The organism is Pseudomonas sp. IT-232MI5, assembly GCF_949767845.1.
Lineage (GTDB): Bacteria > Pseudomonadota > Gammaproteobacteria > Pseudomonadales > Pseudomonadaceae > Aquipseudomonas.
Window position 1 is genome coordinate 38,473 of record NZ_CATKQE010000033.1, and the last position, 18,126, is coordinate 56,598.

Sequence of the window (18,126 nt, forward strand, 5' to 3'; positions counted from 1 at the left end):
GAGAGCTGGACAGGTTACGGTTTCAGCCACAGCAATACATAGTCGTTTTTGTCGAAACGCCCATTCAACACTGGCTGCGCGCTTTCCAGCGGCGTGCCCTTGAGGGATGCCAGATCACTGCGGTCCATCATCAGCCACGCCGGGCCTTTGATCGCCTCCAGTTGCTGGATCGAGTCACTGAACTGCGGTTGCAGATCCTGCGGGAGATTGACCATGAACTTGATCGCCTTCGCGTCCTTGCCCATGCCGTGCAGCACCAGCGGTGCGGGGTTATGCTGGATCTGAGCGAAGACCTCGCGGCTGAACGTTTGCGTGTCGTACAGACGCCGCTCCACCGGTTCGAACACGGCCGCATAAACCGACCACAGCGCCAACACGGCACACAACGCCAGCACTTCGGCTCGCCAACGCGGGACCAACAATCGCGACAACGCCAACAGCTGCAGCACGCCCAACGCGATCAAAACAATCGAAACCTCACCCAATTGCTCGGGAAACCGCCGTCGGGCGATCAGCAACACCACCATCAACAAGCCCGGCGTGACCAGCCACACACCCAGCATCAACCCGCGCAACCAACGAAATACCCAACCATGCGCGACCTGAAACGGATACGCCGCAATGATCGCGGCCATGGGCAACATCGGCAGCAAATACCGCGCCTTCTTCGCCTGGGGAATCGACAAGCCGACCATCACAATCAGTCCGGCTGCCGCGCAATACTGCACCAGGCGTAACGCCGGGCCACGCTGCTGTGGTTTGCTCAGCCAGGCCGCCGCCAACACCAGCAATGCCAACGGGTAGGCGAGGGCATAGTTACCAAAGGAGCTGGTGAAGTAATACAGCGAACCGCTGACGCCTTCGCTGCCGTCCATGCGCCCCATGAACTGCATGCGGATCACGTCCTGCAAAAACACCGGCCCACCGCTGACCTGCGCTAGCCATAACAACAACCCGACACACGCGGCCAGCAACAGCGAAGCCAACACACCGAACACCAAGAGTCGCGACCATTGCCGGTTGAACAGGTAATAACTGCAGAGCATGCCGGTCGGCACCACCAGACCAATCGGCCCGCGAATGCCGAAACCGAGCAATAGCAAAACGAAGATCAGCGGCCAGTGACGCCTGCCGCCAAAATGATCATGGGCATACCCCAGATAGAACACCGCGAACGCCACCGCCGCGAGCATCAAATCCTGCGACACCGCGCGCACTTCGGTGACAAAGCCACTGGTGAGCATCAGCCACGCAATACTGATCAACGCCCAGCGCCGCGAGTACGGCGCCAGCAGTCGATACATCAGTGTCACGATCAGTGCGCCGGCGATCGCACTCGGCGCCCACGCGGTCAACGCATTCACCGCACCGAACGGCAACGACAGCAGCCAGATAAACAGCGTCGAAACTGCTGAATAATCCGCGTACGGCTGACCATAAGTCGTCGGAAACACCGTCGGCCCATGGCGCAGCATTTCCTGCGCGAACAACACAAACCGCGAATCGAAACCAATCGGGGCCTGCCCGAAGACCCCGGCGATGAACAATAAAAACGCCAGCAGCCCTGCGATCAGCGACTGCCGGCGAATCTCAGGCGACAGCGTAATCAAGCGACGTCGGACGCGTGCGGCCACTGTTGCAGCGGAATCGGCAGTTTTCGCGATTCACCACGGCCCATCGGGAAGTAATGGAAACCGTTGCGCGCCAGACGCTCGGCGTCGTACAGGTTGCGCCCGTCGAAGATCACCGGGGTGTTGAGGCGTTGCTTGATCAGGTCGAAGTCAGGCGCCTTGAACTGCTGCCATTCGGTGCAGATGATCAGTGCGTCGGCGCCGGGCAACACCGATTCGGGCGTGCCCATCAGCATCAGCTTCGACTCGTCCGGGTAGAGGTTCTGGGTTTCCTGCATGGCTTCCGGGTCGAAGGCGCGCACGCTGGCACCGGCGGCCCAGAGTTCTTCCAGCAGGACCCGGCTCGGCGCGTCGCGCATGTCATCGGTGTTGGGTTTGAATGCCAGCCCCCACAGGGCAAAGGTCTTGCCACGCAGATCGCCGCGGTAGAACGCGTTGATACGCTCGAACAGTTTGTGTTTCTGGCGCTGATTGATCGCCTCGACCGCTTGCAGCAAGTCGCTGGAGCAATGCGCTTCTTCGGCACTGTGGATCAGCGCGCGCATGTCTTTGGGAAAGCAGGAACCGCCATAGCCGCAGCCCGGGTAGATAAAGTGGTAACCGATGCGCGTGTCGGCACCGATGCCCTGGCGTACCGATTCGATGTCGGCGCCCAAGTGCTCGGCCAGTTCGGCGATCTGGTTGATGAAGCTGATCTTGGTCGCCAGCATGCAGTTGGCGGCGTACTTGGTCAGCTCGGCGCTGCGCAGGTCCATGAACATGATGCGGTCATGGTTGCGGTTGAACGGCGAGTACAGATCGCGCATCACGTCGCGCACTTCATCGCCTTCGCAACCGATAACGATACGGTCCGGGCGTCGACAGTCGGCAACCGCCGAGCCTTCCTTGAGAAATTCCGGGTTGGAGACGATATCGAACTGCAGCAGGCGGCCGACCTTGATCAAAGCCTTTTCGATGTGCGTGCGCAGCGTATCGCCGGTGCCCACCGGCACCGTGGATTTCTCGACGATGATCAACGGCTGCTCACGATGGCGGGCAATCGCATCACCTACCGACAGCACATAACGCAGATCGGCCGAGCCGTCCTCACGCGACGGCGTACCGACGGCAATGAACGCCACCCGAGCGTGCTGCACGGCAAGTTGTTCATCGGTGGTGAATTGCAGGCGTTTCGAATCCAGACCTTCACGTACCAGGCTGGCCAGCCCCGGTTCGAAAATGCTCACGTGACCCTGGCGCAACAGGTCGACCTTCTTCTGGTCGACGTCCATGCACACGACATCATGGCCGACTTCGGCCAACACAGCCGCTTGCACCAGACCGACATAACCGCTGCCAAATACTGTGATTTTCATGGAGCACTCCTGAATTCGGGCGCACGAGCCGGACGAGTGTTGATGGTGATGACCCCGAGCATGACCAACGCCACGCCCAGTGATTTAGTGAAACTGAAGGATTCGTTGAACAGCGGCAGACTGGCCGCCAGCAGGTACACCAGCGCATAGCTGATGCTCAGCAGCGAGTAAGCGCGGCCCAGCGGCAGATCGCGCAGGGCGGCGAGCCAGCAGAGCATCGACAGCGCGTAGGTGAAAATCGCCGCGACGACCACGGCCAACGCTCGCAGGTCGAGGCTGTCGATGTGCAGCCATTGTTCCGGCGCGGGCAGGCGGGTCATGCTCCAGCGCATGCCCAGTTGCGCAGCGCTGACGAGAAACACGCTGCCCAACGCGAAGGTGATGCCACGGCGCGGGTTCATGATTGTTGCCCCAACAAAACCACGCCGCCGATCACCAACGCCACGCCAAGCCAATCCTGGCGGTCGATGGGCTCACGGAAGACAAAGCGCGCGATCAGGGTGATCAGCACGAAATTGAGGCTGAGCATCGGATAGGCAATGCCGACTTCCAGCCGCTGCAACACCAGCAGCCAGACCAACAGGCCCGAGCCGAGGGCGAGCAGGGCCAGCCATAACCACGGCGAGCGCAGTTTGGCGGTCAGCGAAGAATCGCCCCCGCGCCAACTCTCCACGGCGTACTTCTGCGCAATCTGCCCCAGACAAGTCAGCAGGCACGCAGCCAGCAGCAGCAACAGGCTCATGACGCCTCCTTGGGCAGGATCATGATCACCAGGTTGCCCTGCTCATAACGGACGCCGTCCTTAGGCAATCTATCGATTTCGTCCAGTTCGTCCTGCCCCTTGACGCGCATCACCACGCCGACTGAACCGCTGCGGCGCGCCTCGCGCATCCACTGTTGTACGTGTTCGGGATCGACCCGCTGTTGGATGCCGTCAGGATAGGCAAGGCCATATTTCAATTCGCCTATCGTGTTGTACAACGCCACTTGCGGGGTTTTCAGGCGCCAGGCCAGTGCGGACGCGGCACCGAGATCGTTGCTCAGCAGGTGGGTGGTCTGCGCCAGTTCCGTGACGTGGTGCTTGATGAACTGATCGGGCATCTTGTTGGCGACCACCGACTTCGGCAGCGCTGCCGGCAACACTGCGATCAGCAACAGGCTGCCCAGCGCCGGTGCTGCCCAGCATTGCAGCGGCAGAAAGGCTTGCAGCAGGTTGGCGATGATCCAGCCGATCAGCGCGATAAACACCAGCACCATGCTGTGCAGTTCGTGGTCGTAGACCGGTTTGGTCAGTTGCAGATAGACCAGCGCGATCAGCGTGACGACGCCCAGCAACAGATTCAGCACACCGTTGATGCTCAGCGCCCGACCTTGCTCCAGACGCAAACGATCGGCCAGCGCATGACCGAGCAGCAACGCCATCGGCAGCAGGCACGGCAGGATGTAGGTCGGCAATTTGCCGTTGCTCAGGCTGAAAAACAGCAGCGGCATCAGCAGCCACAGCAGCAAAAACACGACGTTGGGCTGAGCGCGGCTTTGCCAGGCTTGCTTGAACGCCGTCGGTAGCAATCCCGCCCACGGCAAACTGAACGCCACCAGCAGCGGCAGATAGAACCACCACGGCGCATCGTGTTGCGCGTCATCACCGGCAAAGCGACGAATATGTTCGTGCCAGAAGAAGAACCGCCAGTAGTCCGGCTCCTGTGCATGCACCGAAAGCACCCACGGCAGGCTGACGAGGATCGCCACGGCAATCGCCACCGGGCCGAACATCAGCAGTTCACGCCAGCGTTTTTGCCAGAGCATCCACGGCAGGGCGATCAACACCGGCAGTAGCCAGGCGAGGAATCCCTTGGTCATGAAACCCATGCCGCAGGCCAGGCCCAATAGTGCCCAGGCCGCCATGCGCTTGCCGCTGGTGTGGCTGTCGAGGGCAAACCACAGCGCCACCAGACTCAGGTTGACCCAAAAGGTGAATTGCGGATCGAGGTTGGCGTAACCGGCCTGCCCGGCGACGATGGTGAAACTCATGTAGAGCAGGGCGCAGACGAAGCTTTTGCGCGGTTCGTTCCACAAACGCCGGGCGAGCAGATAGCACAGCAGCACGCTCAATCCGGTGCTCAGCGCCGACACAAAGCGCACGCCGAACAGGTTCTGTCCAAACAATTCCTGCCCCAGCGCGATCATCCAGTAACCGGCAATCGGCTTCTCGAAATAGCGCAGGCTCATGAAGTGCGGCGACACCCAGTTGCCGCTCAGCAGCATGTCCTGACTGATCTGCGCGTAACGGGTTTCGTCGGGAATCCACAAGCCGTGCGTGCCCAGCGGCAGCAGATAGGCCAGCAAGCAAATGACCAGCAACAACAGTGGCAGCGTCCAGCGTTTAGTCATGCGCCTTGCACTCCCAGCCAGCCTTCACGGCCGTCGAGGGCGCCGCGTTGCACACGGCCCACGGGCAAGGTGTTGAAGAACTCGGGCAACAAATCGCCCAGCGGTTTGAACTCGATGTTGCGCTGACGTGCAGCGGCCAGCAATTGACGAAAATCCTCAGCCATCAGAATCCCTTCCACTTCGGCATGAATGGTGTAGACGTTGAGCTGTTGCGGGCGGAAGTGATCGAGAATGAAACTGTTGAAGTCGCGCGCTGCGACGATGGGGCCAACGATTTCGTCGAAGGTCGGCAGGTCCACGGGAATCTGTGGAGTACCCGGCGTACCGTCGGCCAGCAACGGGCGAAACAGGCGTTGCCCACGACAATCGCTGTTGTAGCGAAAGCCGAAGGCTTGCTTGGCTTCGATCACGCGTTCATCCGCACGCCAACCGGCGGCGGCCGAACACTCGACTTTTTCGCCGAGAATGTCGCTCAAGGTGTCGACGCCCTGACGGATCTGCTCGATCAGTTGCGCATTGCTCCAGCGCCCGGCGTTGGCCTGCCAGCCGTGGTGATCCCAGGCATGCAGACCGACTTCATGACCGGCATCGCGCGCCTGACGCATCAGGTGCCCGAGGTCACGGCCAATCGGTTTGCCCGGCCACGCGGTGCCGGCCAGTAGAATGTCCCAGCCATACAGGCCGGCGGCATTGGAGCGGAGCATTTTCCAGAGGAACTGCGGGCGGATCAGGCGCCACAGATGCCGGCCCATGTTGTCGGGGCCGACACTGAAGAAAAACGTCGCCTTGATCTGCGCCTCGTCGAGCATTTCCAGCAAGCGCGGCACCCCTTCACGGGTGCCGCGAAAGGTGTCGACGTCGATGCGTAGACCGGCCTGCATCAACGCTTGTCCGCTTGTTCGAGCATGGCTTCACGCAAGAAGAAATCCAGCGTATTGCCGATGGTCTCGCGCATTTCCACGGTCGGCGTCCAGTCAAGCAGGCGCTTGGCGTTGGCGATGCTGGGCTTGCGGTGCTCGACGTCCTGGTAACCGGCGCCGTAGAACGCCTTGCTCTCGACGTCGCGGAAACCGGCGAACGGCGGGAAGTTGTCGCGCAGCGGATGCGCTTCAAACTGACGCAGCAACTCTTCGCCCAACTGACGGATGCTGGCTTCGTTGTCCGGGTTACCGATGTTGATGATCTGGCCGTTGCAGACGTCGTTGTCGTTATCGATGATCCGCGCCAGTGCCTCGACGCCGTCAGCAATATCGGTGAAGCAGCGTTTCTGCTCGCCGCCGTCGAACAGGCGAATTGGCGTGCCTTCAACCAGATTGAGGATCAACTGAGTGATGGCGCGGGAGCTGCCTATGCGTGCCGAATCCAGGCGGTCGAGACGCGGGCCCATCCAGTTGAACGGGCGGAACAGGGTGAAATTCAGACCCTTGGCGCCGTAGGCCCAGATCACCCGATCCAGCAGTTGTTTGGACACCGAGTAGATCCAGCGCTGCTTGTTGATCGGGCCGACCACCAGATTGGAAGTGTCTTCGTCGAAATGCTTGTCCTGGCACATGCCATAGACTTCCGAGGTCGACGGGAAGATCACGCGCTTGTTGTACTTGACGCAGTAGCGCACCAGTTTCAGGTTTTCTTCGAAGTCGAGTTCGAACACGCGCAGCGGGTTGCGGGTGTATTCGATCGGCGTGGCGATGGCCACCAGCGGCAGGACCACGTCGCACTTCTTGATGTGGTACTCGATCCACTCGGAGTGAATGCTGATGTCGCCTTCGACGTAGTGGAAGTGCGGATGACTGCGCAGACGGTCGATGGCATCGGAACCGATGTCCAGGCCATAGACTTCGTAGCGGTCATCGCGCAGCAGACGCTCGGACAAGTGATTGCCAATGAAGCCGTTGACGCCAAGGATCAGCACGCGAGTGCGACGCGGTGCGCGGCCGGATTCAGCTCCGCGCAACAGCGAGCCGTCGACCAGACCGAGTTCGTTGGCCAGTTGCGGGCCACTGAGGAACAGGCCGTTGTCGTTGCGTTGGCCGGAGAGGATCACCAGCGAATCTTCACCACAAGCAATGCGCAGGGGATCAACGCTGATTACGCGGCCGGGGGCCTGGCCGTCGTTGCCCTTGACGACTTCGGCGCTCCAGACGATGAGTTTGTGCTCACCGACCGCGCAGAAAGCGCCCGGATACGGTTGGGTCACCGCGCGAACCAGGTTGAACAATTGCTCGGCAGGTTTCGCCCAGACCAGTTTGCCGTCCGCTGCGGTACGACGACCAAACACCGTGGCTTTGGATTCGTCCTGCGCGGTTTCGCTGGTCTTGCCTTGCAGCATCGCCGGCAGCGTGTCGCGCAGCAGATCGGTGGCGGCGATGCGCAGCTTGCCGTGCAGGCTCAACGCGGTGTCGCTGCGTTCGATGGCCACGCGCTGCTGGGCAACAATGGCGCCGGCATCGGCACGTTTGACCATGCGGTGCAAGGTGACGCCGGTTTCGCTTTCGCCATTGACCAGCACCCAGTTCGCCGGGGCGCGGCCGCGGTAGCTCGGCAACAGCGAGCCGTGCAGGTTGAACGCGCCTTTTTTGGCCACGGCCAGCAACGACTCGCTCAGCAGGTTGCGATAGTAGAAGGAGAAAATGTACTCAGGCGCGAGCTTGGCAATCCGTTCGATCCACAACGGATGGTTGACGTCTTCCGGCGCGTGCACCGGGATGCCTTTGTTGGCACAAAGTTGCGCAACCGATCCGTAGAACGCGTTCTCTTTCGGGTCATCGGCGTGAGTGAACACCGCCGCAATGTCATAGCCGCTGTCGAGCAGCGTTTGAATGCCGGCGCAGCCAATATCGTGATAAGCGAAGACAACAGTTTTTGCGCTCATGAGAGAACCTGATCATTGGAGGAGGAGAGACCGTCGACGGTGATGGCGCGCGGCGGCATGGCGGGTTGGCCGCGCAAGACTTTTTCCACGAAGAAACGCGGGCGGGCGCGCACGTCGCTGTACATGCGCCCGAGGTATTCACCGAGCAGGCCCATGCCGATGAACTGGCCACCGGTGAACACAAACAGCACGGCGAACAGTACGAACATGCCGTCACCGGCCCAGCCGGCACCGAACGCCAGGCGCATGACGATCAACGCGAAGGCAAACAGCAATCCAAGCCCGGCCATGGTGAAACCGACGATGCTCAGCAGGCGCAAAGGCGTGGTGGTCATGCAGGTGATCAAGTCGAACATCAGATTGATCAAACGCATCGGGCTGTACTTCGAATCGCCGTGCTCACGCTCGGCGTGGGCGACGACGATTTCGGTGGTGTGGCGGGCGAAACTGTTGGCCAGAATCGGAATGAAGGTGCTGCGTTCACGGCAGGCGAGCATCGCGTCGATGATCGTCCGCCGGTAGCCGCGGAGCATGCAGCCGTAGTCGCTCATGGCGACGCCCGTAGAGCGCTGCACGGCGAGGTTGATCAGCTTCGACGGATAGCGGCGCAGGGCCGAATCCTGACGGTTGCCGCGCACGGTGCCGACCACGTCGTAACCCTTTTCCGCTTCGGCAACCAGCCGGGGGATTTCTTCCGGCGGGTTCTGCAGGTCGGCGTCGAGGGTGATGACCACATCGCCTTTGCACTGCTCGAAACCGGCCATGATTGCTGCGTGCTGGCCGTAGTTGCGGTTGAGGATGACCGCCACGAACGGGCTGTCCTCACGGCTCGCAGCTTCTTCCAGAAGGTTGGCGGACTCGTCACGGCTGCCGTCGTCGACGAGGACGATTTCATAGTCGTGACGCAGCATCCGGCAGGCCGCTTCAGTGCGGCGCAGCAGTTCTGGCAGGCTGTCCTGTTCGTTGTAGACCGGGATAACGATCGACACACAGCGGATCGGATAGGGTTTCACGGGCGTTTGTCCATAAGAGTGGCGATGGCACCGACCACGCGATCAAGGTCTTGATCGCTCATGTCGGGAAACAACGGAATCGAGCACAGCCGCGCCGAGTTCCACTCGGTGTCGGGCAAATACAGATCGGGATCACGCTGGCGATACCAGGTGTGCAGGTGGGTGGCGATGAAATGGATACCGGTGCCGATGCCCTGGTCCTGCAAGCCTTTCATGAAGGCTTCGCGATCCATGCCGCAGCGCTCGCTGTCGATGCGCAGGATGAACAGGTGCCAGGCGTGGGTTTGTGCGTGAGCGGGCAGGGCCAGCGGTTGCACCGGCAGGCCTTCGAGTTTTTGCCGGTAGGCGGCGGCCAGTTCCGTGCGGCGGGCGTTGATTGCGTCCAGACGCTCCAGTTGCACCAGCGCAATCGCGGCGTTGATGTCGGCGAGGTTGTATTTGAACCCCGGCTCCATCACTTGCGCCTGCGGCTTGCGGCCACCGGTCAGGCGATCGTAGGCGTCAACGCCCAGACCGTGGAATTTGAGCATGCGCACGCGGCTGGCCAAGGCTTCGTCGTCGGTGACGAACATCGCGCCTTCGGCACAGGTCATGTTCTTGATCGCATGGAAGGAGAAAATCGCCGTGCCCTGCGCGCCGACGTGACGCCCCTTGTAGCGGGTGCCAGCAGCGTGCGCGGCGTCTTCAATCACCGCGATGCCGTGCTTGTCGGCCAGCGCATACAGCGGATCGAGATCAAACGCGGCGCCGGCGTAATGCACGGGAATGATTGCTGTGGTGCGTGGGGTAATGGCGGCTTCGATGCGCGCGGCGTCGGTCATCAAGGTGTCGCGATCAACGTCAACGAACACCGGTGTGGCGCCGAGCAGCGAGATCATGTTGGCGGTCGAGACCCAGGTCTGCGACGGGGTGATGACTTCGTCACCCGGGCCAATGCCCAAGGCCAGCAAGGTGATGTGCATGCCGCCGGTGGCCGAGGAAAGTGCCACTGCATGCTTGCAGCCGACATAGTCGGCAAACTGTTCTTCCAGTGCCTGGCTTTTAGGGCCTGTAGTAATCCAGCCCGAACGCAGTACTTGTTCAACTGCGGCTATTTCTTCATCGCCGATACTCGGCCGGGAAAACGGCAGAAACGCTTGACTCATAAGAACCTCGGGGCGACAGCCATCCTTCAGCCGATTGTCTGAAAAACACGGAATTTCAAAGGGTTGAGATACCGGCCGGGGAATGCCTGATTGACTTTTAAGTCCACGGACGGCAGGGTTGCAGGCCTTTCGGGGCAACCTGTTGTAACTAAGGTTATGCGCGTTTTTTTCAAAGGAACATGAAAAAACGGTCGGCGATTCGTCTATCTGTAAGCCATACAGCCACCGTTCAGACTTCTTCCGTTCATCGGCTCTTTTAATCGAAAAGTCCTACGGAAGAGTCGCTCTTTATATAAGTTTGTTTGCACTTTTAAGTTGTTTTGTTGAACTGTTTTCTATTCAAGGCCGTTTCGTTTGATTGACTTGTCGAGTACTGAATCCACCCCGTCCACCACTAATCCGCTGACGCTTTATCTGGCCCGCCTGGCGCCGTCCAGCCAACTGACCATGCGTTATGTCTTGCAGGATGCCGCTGACCGTCTCGGTTTCGAAGACGTGGGTATCGAAGAAATCCCCTGGCACGGGCTGCAACCGGAAGACGTCGTGGCGCTGGTCGCCGCGTTGCGCGCCGACGGCTATGCACCGAATACCTCGTCGCTGTATGTAAATGCCGTGCGCGGCGTTATGAATGAAGCCTGGCGCATGAGCCTGATCAGTCAGGATCACTTGTTGAAGATGCGTTCGGTCAAAGCCATTGCCGGCACGCGCTTGTCGCAGGGGCGCAACTTGAAGCGCACTTTGATCCACGAACTGATGGAAGTTTGCGCCGCCGATCCACGCCCGCAAGGGCTGCGCGATGCGGCGGTGATTGCGTTGTTGTACGGCACCGGCATGCGTAAATCGGAGTCGGTGGATCTGGACTTGAATCAGGTCGACTTCACCGAGCGCAGCCTGACCGTCACCGGCAAGGGCAACAAACAACTGATCAAGTACGCACCGGCGTGGGCGTTCGCCAAACTCGATGCATGGCTGGAACTGCGCCGTTCAGAACTCAAGGAAGGCGAGACTGACGATGCCTTTCTGTTCAATCGCATCCGTCGCGGCAGCCATATCACCCGCGAGCGCATCACCAAACACGCGATCTATTACATCGCCCGTCAGCGTGGCACGCAGGTCGGGGTGAAGATCATGCCGCACGATTTCCGCCGTTCGTTTATCACGCGGGTGATCGAGGAGCATGATTTGTCGATTGCGCAGAAGCTCGCACACCACAGCAACATCCAGACCACCGCCAACTACGATGTGCGTGATGACAACGAGCGGCGGCGTGCGGTGGATCGTTTCGATCTGTAGGCCCCGTCAGGACGGCGAAGGGCAGGTGCGCGCGTTGCCGGTTGCCGCCCGACTGATCTGCTCGGCCAGCCGTTTGACGTTGTGCTGCTGGGCACCCACCAGATCATCGATGGTCGGGCCGGATGGGGTTTGCAGGGTCGAACGGCAGGTCAGCAAGCCATTGTCAGTGGCGCCGACGGGACGCAAGCGCCATTTGGCGTCGATCAGGCCGTACTGACCGGGGATCGAGTCGAAGCGTTGCACTTCGATGCGCACCGAAACGTTGCCTTGGCCACTGCTATTGCTCAATTGATCGGCCAGTGCACCGCGCAATTCATCTGCCAATGTCGCCCCCCACCAATCGGTTTCCAGAATCGCCAGGCCGCTGTTGCCCTGGCGGATAACGATTTGTGCACGGTCGACCTGCGGCGGCACGCTCAGCGCTTCAATCGGAATCTGCGCGCCGGTCCGGGTGTTGGCGATCTGCACCGGCGTCAGGGTGTGAAAGCTGATCGGGTCGCTGCGGCACGCGCCCAGCAGCATGAAGGCAGCGAGCACGGTGATCTTCAGCGGTAAAGCCATTGGGTTAGCTCCTGTGCTCAATTGCGCGGCGGTCCTTTCAGATCCAGCGGCGCGGCGTTATCGGGGCGACCGCGGATCAACGATTCCGGATGCCGGCCGAGGTAATCCGACAGCTCACGCAGCGAGCGCGACATACGCCCGAGTTCGTCGAGGGTTTCCGTGAGTTTCTCGCGTTGCGGTGAATCTTCGGCCAGGGTCGAGCTGGCGGACTGCAAGGTCCTGCTGACGTCGGCCAGAGTGCTCTGCACGCCCGGCAGAGTCTTGGCGTTGAACTGGGTCAGGCCTTTGCGCAGCTCGACCAGATTGCTGTCGAGGTTGCTGGCGATGCGATCGACCGGCAGCTTGTTGAGCTTGTCGACCACGGCTTCGAGTTTTTCCTGCAACTGTTCGAGGCTGCCGGGCACGGTTGGAATCACCACCGGGCGCGCCGTGGGGTCAAAGGCAACTTTTTCGGCTTTCGGGAAGAAGTCCAGCGCCACGTACAGTTGCCCCGTCAGCAGGTTGCCACTGCGGGCCTGGGCGCGCAGGCCATTGTCGATGAAGGTGCCCATCAGACGAATGCCGGCGGCCTCATCGTTGGGATCATGCTTGAACGCGGTGAGCATTTTTCCGTAAGCCATGCCCAAACGTTGCGGGTAAATAACGATGCCGACGTTAAGCGGGAAGCTGCGTTTTTTCGCGTCGAAATCCAGATTGATCGCCACCACCCGACCGATTTCCATGCCGAGGAATTCCACCGGTGCGCCGACCTTCAAGCCGCGCAGGGATTGGTCGAAACGCAGACTCAGGTATTGCGCCTTGCCATTGGGCGGGGCGAGGGCGGTGGTCTGGTCGGCGAACAGTTCGAAGTCTTTGTCATCGGCGGCGGCGACGTCGTTGGGGCTGTAATCCGGGGCGCGAAAAGCGATGCCGCCCACCAGCATGGAGGACAGGGATTCGGTTTTCACCTGAAAACCGTTGGCGCCGACGCTGACGTCGATGCCACTGGCGTTCCAGAATCGGGTGTTTTCGGTGACGAACGCATCGTTGGGCGCGTGAATGAATACTTCGATGTTCACGCCTTTACCGTCAGGCGCCAGCGCGTAGGTGACGACCTGGCCGACAGGGATCTTGCGGTAATACACCGGCGACCCGATGTCCAGCGAACCGAGATCCTGGGTGTGCAGCATGAAACGCTTGCCCGGTTCGCCGTAGGTGATCGGCGGCGGGTTTTCAAGGCCTTTGAAGTTTTTCGCTCGGGAGTTGGACTGGCCGATGTCGGCACCGATGTAGTCGCCGGAGAGCAGAGTGTCGATACCCGACACGCCTCCGGCACCGATTCGCGGGCGTACCACCCAGAACTGTGAGTCTTCACGGGTGAAGGTTTCGGCCTGTTTGGCCAGTTTGATCGTGGCGTTGACGCTTTTCTGGTCGTCGCTCAACTCGACATCGGTGACCTGGCCAATCACCACATTACGGTATTTGACTTCGGTCTTATTGGCCGTCAGACCACTGCCGGTCTTGAAGGTGACCACGATGGTCGGCCCTTCCTGCATGATGTTGTGCACCACCAGCGAAATGCCCACGAGCACCGCCACAATCGGCACAATCCAGACGAGTGAAATGCCGAAACGGCGGGTTTTGACGGGTGCTTGGCCTGGCGCTCGCGGCTCGTCGGTGGTTGACGACTTCATCCATGTCTCCTCGATTGAATGGGCACTGAGCGTCAGGAACGCAAAAGCACCTCATCAATATAGAAGTGCTTGGCGATAGAGCAAATGTGTATAGCTCACCTGTGCTTGATGATCGTTCCCACGCAGAGCGTGGGAACGATCAGATCGCGACAGCGCTGCTTGTGCTGTCAGCCGAGCATTTCCCGCAGGCGATACCAGAACATCCCCAGTGCCAGCAGTGGCGAACGCAGGGCCGGGCCGCCGGGGAAGGTCATGTGCGGCACGCCGCTGAACACGTCCATGCCTTGGCTGTGGCCGGCATGAATGGCTTCGCCAAGCAGTTTCGCGCACCAGTGGGTGACGTTCAGACCATGGCCGGAATAGCCCTGCGCATAGAAAACGTTCGGGTGCTGTTTGAGCCGGCCGACCTGTGGGAAACGATTGGCGGTGATGCCGATCTTGCCGCCCCACTGGTAATCGATGCGCACGTCAGCCAGTTGCGGGAAGACCTTGAGCATCTTCGGCCGCATATAAGCGGCGATGTCCGCCGGATCGCGCCCGGAATAGTGACAGGCACCGCCGAACAGCAGGCGTCGGTCCGCCGAGAGCCGGTAGTAATCGAGGCCGACTTTCTGGTCGCACACTGCCAGATTGTGCGGAATCAGCTGCGCGGCGCGGGCCTCGGACAATGGTTCGGTGGCGATGATGTAACTGCCGGCCGGCAGCACCTTGCCACTGAGTTGTTGTTCGAGCTCGTCCAGATGCGCATTGCAGCCGAGCACCAGACTGCCAGCGCGCACCGTGCCGTTTGCGCAACGCACCTTCACGGTTGGGCCGTGGATGATTTCCAGCACTTCACTCTGCTCGAAAATCCGCACGCCAAGCGACGCTGCCAGCCGCGCTTCGCCTTGCACCAGATCCAGCGGGTGCAGGTGCCCGGAACCCATGTCGACCAGCCCACCGGCATAAATGTCGGAGTTGACCACCTGCTGGCGGATCTGCTCCGGGCCGATCAGCCGGGTTTCGTGGGCGTAACCGAGTTCGGCGAGATCGACTAGCTCATCCTTGAACGCAGCGAATTGCGCCGGGGTGTTGGCCAGGTCGCAGAAGCCCCAGCGCAGATCACATTCGATGCCGTTGTCGCCGATGCGCTGGCGCACCAGTTCCACCGAATCGATGCCGGCGCGCTGCAAATAACGCACGCCTTCCTGACCGACATATTTGGCGAAGCCTTCGACCTCATGACCGATCCCGCGAATCAACTGACCGCCATTGCGTCCGCTGGCGCCCCAGCCGATGCGCCGGGCTTCGATCAAGATCACCGACAGCCCGCGCTGGGCCAGTTCGATCGCGGTGTTGACCCCGGTGAACCCGCCGCCGATCACGCAGACATCGGCGCTCAGATCACCTTCCAGTTGCGGATAAGGTGTAGTCGCCCGAGCGGAGGCTGCGTAATAGGAACGGGCGTGTTCTTGGGTGTACTGATTCATTTGTTCGACTTCACTTTGCTCCAGGAGCGGGTCATCAGACGCATGATCGCTTGAGGCGGGGTGGTAGAGATGTAGAGTTTGTCGAGGACTTCTTGAGGTGGATACACCTCAGGATTGTTGACCAGCTCCGGATCCATGTATTGCTTGGCCGACGGGTTCGGGTTGGCGTAACCGACCGAGGCGCTGACCTTGGCAATCACCTGCGGATCGAGCAGGTAATTAATGAAGGCGTGGGCTTCTTTGGTGTTGCTGGCGTCGGCCGGGATGGCCAGCAGGTCGAACCAGAGGTTGGCGCCTTCCTTTGGAATCGCATAGGCGATGTTCACGCCGTTCTTGGCTTCCTTGGCGCGGTTGGCGGCCTGAAACACGTCGCCGGAATAACCGAAGGCTACGCAGATATCGCCGTTGGCCAGATCCGATACGTATTTCGAGGAATGGAAATAGGTGATGTACGGACGGATGCTCAGCAGTTTCGCTTCAGCCTTTTTATAGTCTTCGGGGTTTTCGCTGCGCGGGTCCAGGCCCATGTAATTAAGCACGGCGGGGAAGACTTCGTCTGCGGAATCCATCATCGACACGCCGCACTGGGTGAGTTTCTTCAGGTTCTCGGGTTCGAACAGCACCGCCCAGGAATCGATGTGGTCGATGCCCAGCACCTGTTTGACCTTGTCGACGTTGTAGCCGATGCCGTTCGTACCCCACAGGTACGGCACCGAGTGCTCGTTGCCCGGGTCGTTTTTCTGTAGCAGTTCGAGCAGTTTCGGGTCGAGGTTCTTGAAGTTCGGCAACTGCGAGCGATCAAGTTTGAGAAATGCGCCGGCCTTTACCTGACGCGCGAGGAAGTGGTTGGAGGGTACGACCACGTCGTAACCGGTACGACCGGCGAGCAGTTTGCCTTCGAGGGTTTCGTTGGAGTCGAAAACGTCGTAGATCACCTTGATCCCGGTTTGGCTCTGGAAGTCGGCGAGGGTGGTTTCGCCGATGTAGTCGGTCCAGTTGTAGACGCTGACCTGAGGTTGGGCTTGGGCTTCGATGCTGCACGTCAAGGCCAGAGCGGCGGGAACCAGGGTTTTCAATAGACGCATATCTACACCTCTAATTTTTTGGATTTTTCAGGTGGTTCTTTGCTGTTTGAGCTGCCGCCATCGCGAGCAGGCTCACTCCTACATTTTGGAATGCATTCCCCCTGTAGGAGTGAGCCTGCTCGCGATAGCGGTGGTACAGACAACGAAGGTCTTAAACGCTGAGCATCAGGAACTCACGCTCCCACGAGCTGATCACGCGCTTGAAGTTTTCATGCTCGGCACGTTTCACCGCGACATAGCCACGGACAAACTTGTCGCCAAGGTATTGCGCTACGGCTTCGCATTCTTCCATCTGCGTCAGCGCTTCTTCGATGGTGATCGGCAGGCGCAGATTACGGCGTTCGTAAGCGCGGCCCTGGACCGCAGCGCTCGGCGCGATGCCTTCGACCATGCCGATGTAACCGCAGAGCAGGCTCGCGGCAATCGCCAGGTACGGGTTGGCATCGGCGCCCGGCAAGCGGTTTTCCACGCGCATGGCTTCCGGACTGGAGGTCGGCACACGCAAACCGACGGTGCGGTTTTCTTCGCCCCATTCGACGTTGACCGGTGCAGAAGTGTCCGGCAGGAAGCGGCGGAACGAGTTGACGTTGGGCGCGAACATCGGCAGCACTTTCGGGATGTATTTCTGCAAACCGCCGATGTAATGCAGGAACAGCTCGCTCATCTGCCCGTCTTCATTGGCGAAAATCGGTTTGCCAGTGGCGATGTCCACCACGCTCTGGTGGATGTGCATGGCGCTGCCCGGCTCATCGCCGATCGGCTTGGCCATGAAGGTCGCGGCGACGTTGTGCTTGAGCGCGGCCTCTCGCATGGTGCGTTTGAACACGGTGATCTGGTCGGCCAGATCGAGGGCGTCGCCGTGACGGAAGTTGATTTCCATCTGCGCCGGGCCGTCTTCGTGGATCAGCGTGTCCAGATCCAGTCCTTGCAGTTCGCACCAGTCATAGACGTCTTCGAACAACGGATCGAATTCGTTGGCAGCATCAATGGAGAACGACTGCCGACCGCTTTCTGCACGGCCCGAGCGGCCCAATGGTGCCTTGAGCGGCAAGTCCGGGTCTTCGCAGCGTTGGGTCAGGTAGAACTCCATTTCCGGCGCAACAATGGGCTTCCAGCCTTTATCGGTGTACAGCTGCAGGACTTTTTTCAGCACGTTGCGCGGCGACAGTTCGATCGGGTTGCCGAACTTGTCGAAGGTATCGTGAATGACGATGGCGGTCGGCTCGATCGCCCATGGAATCACGTAGACCGCGTCAGCCACGGGCTTGCAGACCATATCGATATCGGCAGGATCGAGCAGGTCGTAGTAGATGTCGTCGTCGACAAAATCCCCGGTTACCGTTTGCAGCAGCACACTTTCCGGCAGACGCATGCCTCGCTCATGCAGGAACTTGTTGGTCGGTGCGATCTTGCCGCGGGCAATGCCGGTCAAGTCGCTGACCACACATTCGACTTCGGTAATCTTGTGATCTTTCAGCCACGTGAACAGCTGATCGAAAGGGGCATTCATAAAGACCTCGTTATTGGTTTTATAGACGCCGGGGAGGGCGGGGTTCATCTTCCGCCCCTTCCCCTGTGGCGCGTTGACGACTATCTTGGGCGAGCCTTGCAGTTCCATCTATCCACTTTAAGCAGCAC

15 protein-coding genes are annotated in these 18,126 nt (G+C 60.2%); 1 reads left to right on the plus strand and 14 read right to left on the minus strand.

Annotated features, from left to right (window positions below):
* Window positions 1-14: 14 nt before the first annotated feature.
* Genes ACM6JQ_RS16190 through arnB form a run of 9 tightly spaced genes read right to left on the minus strand, consistent with a single transcriptional unit; the run spans window position 15 to window position 10,407 of the window.
* On the minus strand, window positions 15-1,610 hold the full coding sequence (locus tag ACM6JQ_RS16190; protein ID WP_414894185.1) for an ArnT family glycosyltransferase: 1,596 nt from the start codon (window positions 1,608-1,610) through the stop codon (window positions 15-17).
* On the minus strand, window positions 1,607-2,986 hold the full coding sequence (locus tag ACM6JQ_RS16195) for a UDP-glucose dehydrogenase family protein (protein WP_414894186.1): 1,380 nt from the start codon (window positions 2,984-2,986) through the stop codon (window positions 1,607-1,609). Before ACM6JQ_RS16195 ends, ACM6JQ_RS16190 begins: the two co-directional genes overlap by 4 nt.
* Window positions 2,983-3,387, minus strand: a complete 405-nt coding sequence (arnF, locus tag ACM6JQ_RS16200) for a 4-amino-4-deoxy-L-arabinose-phosphoundecaprenol flippase subunit ArnF (RefSeq protein ID WP_414894187.1) — start codon at window positions 3,385-3,387, stop codon at window positions 2,983-2,985. The genes ACM6JQ_RS16195 and arnF overlap by 4 nt, the downstream gene beginning before the upstream one ends.
* Window positions 3,384-3,728, minus strand: a complete 345-nt coding sequence (gene arnE, locus ACM6JQ_RS16205) for a 4-amino-4-deoxy-L-arabinose-phosphoundecaprenol flippase subunit ArnE (RefSeq protein ID WP_095112184.1) — start codon at window positions 3,726-3,728, stop codon at window positions 3,384-3,386. The genes arnF and arnE overlap by 4 nt, the downstream gene beginning before the upstream one ends.
* Window positions 3,725-5,377 (minus strand): lipid IV(A) 4-amino-4-deoxy-L-arabinosyltransferase, encoded by a 1,653-nt coding sequence (gene arnT / locus ACM6JQ_RS16210; RefSeq protein WP_414894188.1) that lies wholly within the window; start codon window positions 5,375-5,377, stop codon window positions 3,725-3,727. Before arnT ends, arnE begins: the two co-directional genes overlap by 4 nt.
* The gene (gene arnD, locus ACM6JQ_RS16215) at window positions 5,374-6,258 is read right to left on the minus strand and encodes a 4-deoxy-4-formamido-L-arabinose-phosphoundecaprenol deformylase (RefSeq protein ID WP_414894189.1); all 885 of its coding nucleotides are present in this window, start codon (window positions 6,256-6,258) and stop codon (window positions 5,374-5,376) included. Before arnD ends, arnT begins: the two co-directional genes overlap by 4 nt.
* On the minus strand, window positions 6,258-8,249 hold the full coding sequence (gene arnA / locus ACM6JQ_RS16220) for a bifunctional UDP-4-amino-4-deoxy-L-arabinose formyltransferase/UDP-glucuronic acid oxidase ArnA (RefSeq protein ID WP_414894190.1): 1,992 nt from the start codon (window positions 8,247-8,249) through the stop codon (window positions 6,258-6,260). Before arnA ends, arnD begins: the two co-directional genes overlap by 1 nt.
* On the minus strand, window positions 8,246-9,262 hold the full coding sequence (arnC, locus tag ACM6JQ_RS16225) for an undecaprenyl-phosphate 4-deoxy-4-formamido-L-arabinose transferase (protein ID WP_414894191.1): 1,017 nt from the start codon (window positions 9,260-9,262) through the stop codon (window positions 8,246-8,248). The genes arnA and arnC overlap by 4 nt, the downstream gene beginning before the upstream one ends.
* Complete coding sequence (gene arnB / locus ACM6JQ_RS16230; protein WP_414894192.1) at window positions 9,259-10,407, minus strand: UDP-4-amino-4-deoxy-L-arabinose aminotransferase; 1,149 nt, start codon at window positions 10,405-10,407, stop codon at window positions 9,259-9,261. Before arnB ends, arnC begins: the two co-directional genes overlap by 4 nt.
* A 447-nt stretch (window positions 10,408-10,854) precedes the next feature.
* On the opposite strand from arnB, the gene xerC reads away from it, so the two are divergent.
* Window positions 10,855-11,700 (plus strand): tyrosine recombinase XerC, encoded by an 846-nt coding sequence (xerC, locus tag ACM6JQ_RS16235; protein ID WP_238539512.1) that lies wholly within the window; start codon window positions 10,855-10,857, stop codon window positions 11,698-11,700.
* Between the two features lie 6 nt (window positions 11,701-11,706).
* Here the strand turns inward: xerC and ACM6JQ_RS16240 are convergent, their stop codons facing one another.
* From ACM6JQ_RS16240 to ACM6JQ_RS16260, 5 genes are all read right to left on the minus strand, one after another.
* The gene (locus tag ACM6JQ_RS16240; RefSeq protein WP_414894193.1) at window positions 11,707-12,261 is read right to left on the minus strand and encodes a membrane integrity-associated transporter subunit PqiC; all 555 of its coding nucleotides are present in this window, start codon (window positions 12,259-12,261) and stop codon (window positions 11,707-11,709) included.
* A gap of 17 nt (window positions 12,262-12,278) precedes the next feature.
* Window positions 12,279-13,934, minus strand: coding sequence for an intermembrane transport protein PqiB (locus tag ACM6JQ_RS16245; RefSeq protein ID WP_414894194.1), 1,656 nt, complete (start codon window positions 13,932-13,934; stop codon window positions 12,279-12,281).
* A 167-nt stretch (window positions 13,935-14,101) separates the two neighbouring features.
* Complete coding sequence (locus ACM6JQ_RS16250; protein ID WP_414894195.1) at window positions 14,102-15,403, minus strand: NAD(P)/FAD-dependent oxidoreductase; 1,302 nt, start codon at window positions 15,401-15,403, stop codon at window positions 14,102-14,104.
* Window positions 15,400-16,488, minus strand: a complete 1,089-nt coding sequence (locus ACM6JQ_RS16255) for a polyamine ABC transporter substrate-binding protein (RefSeq protein ID WP_414894196.1) — start codon at window positions 16,486-16,488, stop codon at window positions 15,400-15,402. The genes ACM6JQ_RS16250 and ACM6JQ_RS16255 overlap by 4 nt, the downstream gene beginning before the upstream one ends.
* Window positions 16,489-16,639: 151 nt before the next feature.
* Window positions 16,640-17,998, minus strand: coding sequence for a glutamine synthetase family protein (locus tag ACM6JQ_RS16260; RefSeq protein WP_042704900.1), 1,359 nt, complete (start codon window positions 17,996-17,998; stop codon window positions 16,640-16,642).
* Window positions 17,999-18,126 lie beyond the last annotated feature (128 nt).

Coding starts and splice junctions, on each gene's coding strand:
- ACM6JQ_RS16195 (WP_414894186.1), bottom strand. CDS start 2,986: ATGAAAATCACAGTATTTGGCAGCGGTTATGTCGGTCTGGTGCAAGCG.
- arnF (WP_414894187.1), bottom strand. CDS start 3,387: ATGAACCCGCGCCGTGGCATCACCTTCGCGTTGGGCAGCGTGTTTCTC.
- arnE (WP_095112184.1), bottom strand. CDS start 3,728: ATGAGCCTGTTGCTGCTGCTGGCTGCGTGCCTGCTGACTTGTCTGGGG.
- arnT (WP_414894188.1), bottom strand. CDS start 5,377: ATGACTAAACGCTGGACGCTGCCACTGTTGTTGCTGGTCATTTGCTTG.
- arnD (WP_414894189.1), bottom strand. CDS start 6,258: ATGCAGGCCGGTCTACGCATCGACGTCGACACCTTTCGCGGCACCCGT.
- arnA (WP_414894190.1), bottom strand. CDS start 8,249: ATGAGCGCAAAAACTGTTGTCTTCGCTTATCACGATATTGGCTGCGCC.
- arnB (WP_414894192.1), bottom strand. CDS start 10,407: ATGAGTCAAGCGTTTCTGCCGTTTTCCCGGCCGAGTATCGGCGATGAA.
- xerC (WP_238539512.1), top strand. CDS start 10,855: ATGCGTTATGTCTTGCAGGATGCCGCTGACCGTCTCGGTTTCGAAGAC.
- ACM6JQ_RS16240 (WP_414894193.1), bottom strand. CDS start 12,261: ATGGCTTTACCGCTGAAGATCACCGTGCTCGCTGCCTTCATGCTGCTG.
- ACM6JQ_RS16245 (WP_414894194.1), bottom strand. CDS start 13,934: ATGAAGTCGTCAACCACCGACGAGCCGCGAGCGCCAGGCCAAGCACCC.
- ACM6JQ_RS16250 (WP_414894195.1), bottom strand. CDS start 15,403: ATGAATCAGTACACCCAAGAACACGCCCGTTCCTATTACGCAGCCTCC.
- ACM6JQ_RS16255 (WP_414894196.1), bottom strand. CDS start 16,488: ATGCGTCTATTGAAAACCCTGGTTCCCGCCGCTCTGGCCTTGACGTGC.
- ACM6JQ_RS16260 (WP_042704900.1), bottom strand. CDS start 17,998: ATGAATGCCCCTTTCGATCAGCTGTTCACGTGGCTGAAAGATCACAAG.